The organism is Leisingera sp. ANG-Vp (assembly GCF_000813725.1).
Taxonomy (GTDB): Bacteria; Pseudomonadota; Alphaproteobacteria; order Rhodobacterales; family Rhodobacteraceae; genus Leisingera.
Genome location: NZ_JWLD01000128.1, coordinates 1 through 686, shown reverse-complemented (window position 1 = coordinate 686; position 686 = coordinate 1). Strand labels below are relative to the sequence as shown.

Sequence of the window (686 nt, the reverse complement as noted above, 5' to 3'; positions counted from 1 at the left end):
TTCGTAAACCGGCCGCATTCCGGGCACCGCCCGCCCAAGCCCGCCCAAAAATTCAGCACTCCTGAAAAAGCCCCGTTTTTGGGCGCATTCCGCACGGCTGCCTCTTTTTTCTGCGCCGCCTTTGAGCTTTCCCCATAGCCACCGTTTTTTTGAGGGGAAGGAACAAACGGATGAACGGAGCGGATACCGCATGGATCATTGTGGCCACGGCCCTGGTCCTCTTTATGACATTGCCAGGGCTTGCCCTGTTCTACGGCGGGCTGGTGCGTGCTCGCAATGTGCTCAGCGTCTTCATGCATTGCTACGCCATTGCCTGTTTGATGAGCGTTCTGTGGCTGGCATTCGGCTACACAATTGCCTTTGGCAGCGGCACCTCCGGCATCTGGGGCGGGCTGGACAAGATGTTCCTGAACGGCGTGACCGTAGACAGCCTGTCAGGCACCCTGCCCGAGGTTCTGTTCTTTGCCTTCCAGATGACATTCGCCATCATCACACCCGCGCTGATCGTCGGCGCCTATGTGGAGCGCGTGGGCTTTGGCTTCGTCCTCGTGTTCTCCGGCCTCTGGATGCTGCTGTGCTACGCGCCGGTGGTCCACTGGATCTGGGGCGGCGGCTTTCTGGCGGATGGCGGCATCTTCGGCGACGTGGGCGTCAAAGACTTTGCCGGCGGCATCGTGGTGCATGAG

Annotated in this window: 1 protein-coding gene; it reads left to right on the top strand. The window is 60.2% G+C overall.

Annotated elements, in window-relative coordinates; translation table 11 throughout:
- Window positions 1-170: 170 nt before the first annotated feature.
- The coding region (locus tag RA20_RS24320; RefSeq protein WP_039135474.1) for an ammonium transporter at window positions 171-686 on the top strand (516 nt) is incomplete at its 3' end.